8 protein-coding genes are annotated in these 6,034 nt (G+C 70.7%); 5 read left to right on the plus strand and 3 right to left on the minus strand.

Features of this window, described 5'->3' with window-relative positions:
• The 4 genes from G3I65_RS44020 to G3I65_RS44035 all read left to right on the plus strand — a co-directional run.
• The coding region (locus G3I65_RS44020; RefSeq protein WP_166641348.1) for a polysaccharide lyase family 1 protein at window positions 1-1,219 on the plus strand (1,219 nt) is incomplete at its 5' end.
• Between the two features lie 209 nt (window positions 1,220-1,428).
• Window positions 1,429-2,199: a pectate lyase gene (locus tag G3I65_RS44025; RefSeq protein ID WP_160701375.1), complete on the plus strand. Its 771-nt coding sequence runs from the start codon at window positions 1,429-1,431 to the stop codon at window positions 2,197-2,199.
• A gap of 62 nt (window positions 2,200-2,261) precedes the next feature.
• Window positions 2,262-3,275, plus strand: coding sequence for a pectinesterase family protein (locus tag G3I65_RS44030; RefSeq protein WP_160701368.1), 1,014 nt, complete (start codon window positions 2,262-2,264; stop codon window positions 3,273-3,275).
• A 17-nt stretch (window positions 3,276-3,292) separates the two neighbouring features.
• Entirely contained in the window at window positions 3,293-4,273 is a 981-nt protein-coding gene (locus G3I65_RS44035) for an arabinan endo-1,5-alpha-L-arabinosidase (RefSeq protein WP_160701369.1), read from the plus strand.
• On the opposite strand, the gene G3I65_RS44040 is transcribed toward G3I65_RS44035, so the two are convergent.
• Entirely contained in the window at window positions 4,267-4,611 is a 345-nt protein-coding gene (locus G3I65_RS44040) for a cytoplasmic protein (RefSeq protein WP_160701370.1), read from the minus strand. The two genes, G3I65_RS44035 and G3I65_RS44040, sit on opposite strands and share 7 nt — an antisense overlap.
• 37 nt (window positions 4,612-4,648) lie before the next feature.
• On the opposite strand from G3I65_RS44040, the gene G3I65_RS44045 reads away from it, so the two are divergent.
• On the plus strand, window positions 4,649-5,239 hold the full coding sequence (locus G3I65_RS44045; RefSeq protein WP_160701371.1) for a TetR/AcrR family transcriptional regulator: 591 nt from the start codon (window positions 4,649-4,651) through the stop codon (window positions 5,237-5,239).
• On the opposite strand, the gene G3I65_RS44050 is transcribed toward G3I65_RS44045, so the two are convergent.
• Window positions 5,232-5,642: a hypothetical protein gene (locus G3I65_RS44050; protein ID WP_160701372.1), complete on the minus strand. Its 411-nt coding sequence runs from the start codon at window positions 5,640-5,642 to the stop codon at window positions 5,232-5,234. The two genes, G3I65_RS44045 and G3I65_RS44050, sit on opposite strands and share 8 nt — an antisense overlap.
• Window positions 5,643-5,681: 39 nt before the next feature.
• A partial coding sequence (locus tag G3I65_RS44055; RefSeq protein WP_160701373.1) for a universal stress protein occupies window positions 5,682-6,034 on the minus strand: 353 nt, incomplete at its 5' end.

Consider the following 6,034-nt stretch of genomic DNA (forward strand, 5'->3'; position numbering starts at 1 on the left):
GCCAGCGGAAGCGCACGGGCACGACCCCGGCCGCGTCGTGCTCGGCGCGCACGACGGCTGGGCCGCGGCGACCACCGGGACGACCGGGGGAGCGGCCGCCACGAGCGTCCGCACGGTGACCAAGCGCTCCGAACTCGTCGCCGCGCTCGCCGCGGACCCGGGTGCGCCGAAGATCATCCGCGTCCGCGGCACCATCGAAGGCAATGTGGACGATCAGGACCGGCCGATGAGCTGCGCCGATTTCGCCGACCCGGGCTACAGCCTGCCCGCGTACCTGGCCGCGTACGACCCGGCGACCTGGGGCAAGGTCGAGCCGTCCGGGCCACTGGAGGAGGCCCGCGCCCGGTCCCAGGCCAACCAGGCGGCGCAGGTCGTGGTCGACGTCGGGCCGAACACGACCATCATCGGCGACCACGGCACGCTGCACGGGCTGACGCTGCGCGTGACCGGCGACAACGTGATCCTCCGGAACCTGACCTTCGCCGACGCGCACGACTGCTTCCCGCAGTGGGACCCGCTGGACGGCGCCGACGGCAACTGGAACTCCGAGTACGACAACGTCGACCTGGTCGGCGCCACGCACGTCTGGGTGGACCACAACGACTTCGGCGACGGTGGCAACTCCACGCAGCCCACCTACTTCGGGCGCGAGTACGAGGTGCACGACGGCCTGCTGGACATCGTGCACGGCTCGGACCTCGTGACGGTGTCGTACAACCGGCTGCACGACCACGACAAGACGATGCTGATCGGCAACACCGACAAGCCCACCTACGACGTCGGCAAGCTGCGGGTCACCGTGCACCACAACCTCTTTTCGGAGATCGGGCAGCGCGCGCCGCGGGTCCGGTACGGGCAGGTGCACGTCTACGACAACCTGTACTCGGTGCGGGACGCGGCGGCGTACACGTATTCCCTCGGCGTCGGCGTGGAGTCCCGGATCTACGCGGAGAACAACTTCTTCCGGATCCCCGCTTCCGTGCCGCTCGGCGCGCTGGTCAAGTATTGGAAGGGGACGGTGCTCCACGCGACCGGCACGCTGGTGGCCACCGGTGCCGCGTGGCCGAAGCCGGTGGACCTGCTGGCCGAGTACAACGCGGCCAACGACCCGGACCTCGGTCCCGATGTCGGGTGGACGCCCGCGCTCGTCGAGCGCCTCGACCCGGCGTGGCAGGTCCCGGCGCGGGTGCTCGGCGGCGCCGGCCCGGGCGGCCGCTGACGTTTCGACACTTTCGGTGTTTTCTGAAAAGCGCTGCGGGTGGCGACCATCCGGGCGACTTGCCGGCCGCCCGCGGCGAACGACGTTGACACGGACTGCCCGCAACCCGAAACTCGGTGTCGAGAAAGCGCTTTCACAACCCGGTCGGACGTTTCCGTCAGCGCCGATTGAAGAATCAGACCAGGGAGTGATGAATGGTTTCCCCAGTGATTTCCCGGATGATCCGGGTGGTGGCCGTGGCCGCGCTCGCGGTTTCGGCGGCGGCCGGCACCGCCGCGAGCGCGTCGGCCGCCACCTGGCCGAACCCCAGCACGAACGTGCCGGTCGGCGCGACGATCAAGGTCACCAGCGGCACCTACGACGGCGGGCTCAAGCGGTTCTACGGCACCGGCGACCTCGGGTCCGGCGGCCAGGACGAGGGCCAGAGCCCGCTGTTCCAGCTCGCCAACGGAACCACGCTGAAGAACGTCGTCCTGGGCAGCCCGGCCGCCGACGGCGTGCACTGCCTCGGCACCTGCACGCTGCTCAACGTCTGGTGGGAGGACGTCGGCGAGGACGCGGCGACGTTCAAGGGCACCTCCGCCTCGCAGACCATGACGATCGACGGCGGCGGCGCGCGCAAGGCGTCGGACAAGGTGTTCCAGCACAACGGTCCCGGCACGATGTACATCCGGAACTTCGAGGTGAACGACTTCGGCAAGCTGTACCGCTCCTGCGGCAACTGCAAGACGCAGTACAAGCGCAACGTCGTCGTCGACAACGTCACCGCGACCGTGCCGGGCAAGGCGCTCGTCGGCATCAACACCAACTACGGTGACACCGCGAAGCTGACGCGGATCACCATCGTCGGCGACTCGAGCCGCAAGATCGAGCCCTGCCAGAAGTACAAGGGCGTCACCAGCGGCGAGCCGACGAAGATCGGCAGCGGTCCCGATTCGACGAACTGCCTCTACACCAGCGCGAACATCACCTACCGGTAGTCCGAGCCGCGTCGCGGGTGCCGGCCGCCGTCCGGCACCCGCGGCGTTCCCAGGGAGACGTCATGCTCAAGACCCTGCTCGTCGCGTCCACGCTTGCCGTGCTGGTCAGCCCGCCGGCCGGGGCCGCGGTCGCCAACGTCGTCGTCGCCAAGGACGGCTCGGGCGCCTACGCCACCGTCCAGGCCGGGATCGACGCCGTGCCGGCCGGCGGCACCGTGTCGATCAAGCCCGGTACCTACCACGAGGTGATCACCGTGCCCGCGGCCAAGACCGGGGTGACCCTGCGGGGGACCACCGGCAAGGCGGCCGACGTCGTCGTCGACTACGACAACGCCAGCGGCACGAAGAAACCCGACGGCTCGACCTACGGCACGACCGGGAGCGCGACCGCGACGATCGCCGCGAACGGCTTCACCGCGACGGCGCTGACCTTCCGCAACTCCTTCGACCGCAAGGCGCACCCGGAGATCACCGCCACCCAGGCGGTCGCGGTCAAGACGACCGGCGACCGGATGGTCTTCGACAACGTCACCTTCCTCGGGCACCAGGACACGCTGTACGCCGACACCGCGGCCGTGGGCACGACCGGCCGCCAGTACTACCGCAACTGCTCGATCAGCGGCGACGTCGACTTCCTCTTCGGGCGCGCCACCGCGGTGTTCGACCGCGCGACGATCACCGCGCTGGACCGCGGCTCCAACCCGAACGGCTTCCTGACCGCGGCCAGCACCCGGCGCGCCAACCCGTACGGCTTCCTGATCGTGGGCAGCCGCGTCCTCAGCCCGGCGGCGGCGTCGAGCTTCTACCTGGGCCGGCCGTGGCACCCCGGCGGTGACGTCGACGCGATCGCCCAGGTCGTCATCCGCGACACCGCGCTCCCGGCGGCGATCAAGGCGACGCCGTGGACGGACATGTCGGGGTTCTCGTGGAAGGACGCCCGGTTCTTCGAGTACCGCAACACCGGTGCGGGCGCGGGCACCGGGTCCGATCGGCCGCAGCTGACCGCCGCGCAGGCCGCGAACTTCACCGCGCAGCGCTACCTCGCGGGCGCCGACGGGTGGAACCCCGTGCACTGACCCGGAAGGACGTTCCCATGCGCCTGCCCCGATTGCTCGCTGTCCTGGCCGCCGCTTTGCTGAGCGCGCCGGCCGCCGAAGCCGCCACCTACCCGAATCCGGGGTACGTCACCGGGGACATCACGGCGGTGCACGACCCGTCGATGATCCGCGCGGCCGACGGCAGCTACCTGCTCTACTCGACCGACCAGAACCTGCAGATCCGCCGCTCGACCGACCGCGTCCACTTCACGAAGATCGGCTCGGTGTGGCCGAACGGCGCGCCGTGGACCGCGCCCTTCACCGACCCCGCCCACCCGGGATACCTGTGGGCCCCGGACATCTCGTTCCACAACGGCGAGTACTACCTGTACTACGCGGCTTCCACGTTCGGCTCGCGCAATTCGGCGATCTTCCTGGCCACCAGCCCGACCGGGTTGCCGGAAAGCTGGGCGAACCAGGGCATCGTCGCGCAGACCAGCACGAGCGACGACTACAACGCGATCGACCCGAACCTGGTCGTCGACGCTTCGGGCCGGTGGTGGCTGAGCTTCGGCTCGTGGTGGACGGGCATCAAGATGTACCGGCTCGACCCGTCGACCGGGAAGCGGAGCACCACGGACCCGGCATTGCGGAGCATCGCCCAGCGCACGGGCAGCACGACCGCCGAAGAAGCGCCGTACATCGTGCAGCACGGGAGTTACTACTACCTGTTCGTTTCGTGGGATCTGTGCTGCCAGGGAACGAAGAGCACGTACCGGGTGATGGTGGGCCGGTCCACGTCGATCACGGGGCCGTACACCGACCGCGACGGCGTCCGGATGGCGGCGGGTGGCGGGACGGAGATCTTGGCGAGCCACGGCGACGTCCACGGTCCCGGGCACGTGGCAGTGCTGCACGACACCGACGCCGACGTACTCGTCTACCACTATTACTACTCGGACGCGACGCCGTTGACGGGGAAGCTCGGGATCAACTTGATCGGCTACGACAGCGCGGGCTGGCCGTACGTCTACTGACCTCCGGTCGGCCCCAAGGCGGCACCGGCGACCACTCCACCGGGCTCTTTCAGCTCGATGAACATCGAGTGCGTCGGCGTCGTGCCGACGTTCTCGCCCGAATGCTCCTGCGCCGCGACCCAGCGCACCGCGCCGGCGGGCAGGTCCACGCCGACTTCGCGGCCGCCGGAGGAGATGCGGCGGCTGAAGGCGCTCAGCGTGACCATGACCGTGTCGGGGTGGCGGTGGGGCGCGGTCCGGTCGCCGGGTGCGTCGCGGTACTCCAGCACCCGCACCCGCTCGTTCTCGAAGACCACCTGGTACAGCTCGGGGTTCGTCTCGGCCGGGTCACCGGTCATGGCCGCCTCCTTCGTGGGACGTGAGTACCATGATGGCATGGCAGTACCATATGAGTCCACTGGCAGACGGCGGCAGAAGGGCCGGACCCGGGCCGCGCTGGTCGAGGCCGCGCACGCGCTGCTCGCCGAGGGCGGGTCGCCGACCGTCGAAGACGCCGCCGCCGCGGCCGGGATTTCCCGGACCACCGCCTACCGCTACTTCCCGAACCAGCGCGAGCTGCTGCTCGCCGCCTACCCGGAGATCCAGGACGACGCCGGCCTGCTGCCCCCGGACGCGCCCGCCGATCCCGCCGCGCGGCTCGAGCTGGTGATGCGGGAGTTCATCGCGTTCACGCTGCGCTGGGAGCCGCAGCTGCGCGCCCAGCTCCGGCTGTCGCTGGAGCCCGGCGCGCGGCAACCGGTGCTGCGCCGCGGCCGGGCGATCCGCTGGATCGAGGAGGCCCTCGCCCCGCTCGCCGACACGCACCCGCACCTGGATGTCCACGGCCTGGCCACCGCGATCCGGTCGGCGTCGGGGATCGAGTCGCTGGTGTGGCTGACCGACATCGGCGGGCTCGACCGCGCGCGGGCCGCCGACGTGCTGGCGGGTTCGGCGCGGGCCATCCTGCGGGAGGCGCTCCTTACGTGATCGACACCGTCGCGACGCAGGATTCGGTGCCGTTGGCGAACGTGGTCGACGCGTTCCCCACCGCGGTGACCGGCACGTTGATGCCGGACGGCAGCGTCAGGCTGGTGGTGCCCGACGTCGGAATCGAGCGGGTGTAGATCGTGTGCGTGGTGAAGCCGTCGCGGTAGAAGATCCGCAGCAGCAGATTGCCCGCGTCGCCGATGTACGGGCCCGACGACGTCGTCGCGCCGAGCATGTGGTGATAGCCGCCGGACGTCTCGTACCGGAGCGTGAACGAGCCACCGAAGGTGCCGGTGCTGCAGACGCCCGTCTTCTGGGTGATGGTGGCCGCCTGGGCCGGGGCCGCCAGGACCGTCGTGCCGGCCACGAGTGCCGCCAGCGCGGCTCGGATCGCAGTCTTCATGGTGTCATCCTGGCGGGTGCCACTTCCGTTCCGCTTCCCTCACGCGGTGGTGCGGACGAGCAGGACCGGGCAGTCCGCGTGGTGCAGCAGGGCCTGGCCGGTGGAGCCGAGCAGGAGCCCGGGGAAGCCGCCGCGGCCGCGGTCGCCGAGGACGACGAGCTGCGCGTCACCGCTGCGCTCGATCAGCTCCCGCCGCGGGTGGGCGTGCACCAGGACCCGCTCGACCTCGACGTCGCCGGTGTCGTGGGCCAGCACCCGCTCCCCGAGCAGCCGGTGCCCGGCCTCGGTGACACAGCGGGGATCCTGGCGCGGTGGCGGGGTGTCGGCCCAGGCGTGCAGCACGACGAGCGGGGCCCCGCGCGTCCGGGCCTCGGCGAGCGCGGCCGCGAGGA

Source organism: Amycolatopsis sp. SID8362 (assembly GCF_010550475.1).
Lineage (GTDB): Bacteria > Actinomycetota > Actinomycetes > Mycobacteriales > Pseudonocardiaceae > Amycolatopsis > Amycolatopsis eburnea.

What these genes read in the sequence shown, in the direction of transcription:
- G3I65_RS44030 (WP_160701368.1), top strand. Translation starts at nt 2,262, where the DNA reads ATGCTCAAGACCCTGCTCGTCGCGTCCACGCTTGCCGTGCTGGTCAGC.
- G3I65_RS44035 (WP_160701369.1), top strand. Translation starts at nt 3,293, where the DNA reads ATGCGCCTGCCCCGATTGCTCGCTGTCCTGGCCGCCGCTTTGCTGAGC.
- G3I65_RS44040 (WP_160701370.1), bottom strand. Translation starts at nt 4,611, where the DNA reads ATGACCGGTGACCCGGCCGAGACGAACCCCGAGCTGTACCAGGTGGTC.
- G3I65_RS44045 (WP_160701371.1), top strand. Translation starts at nt 4,649, where the DNA reads ATGGCAGTACCATATGAGTCCACTGGCAGACGGCGGCAGAAGGGCCGG.
- G3I65_RS44050 (WP_160701372.1), bottom strand. Translation starts at nt 5,642, where the DNA reads ATGAAGACTGCGATCCGAGCCGCGCTGGCGGCACTCGTGGCCGGCACG.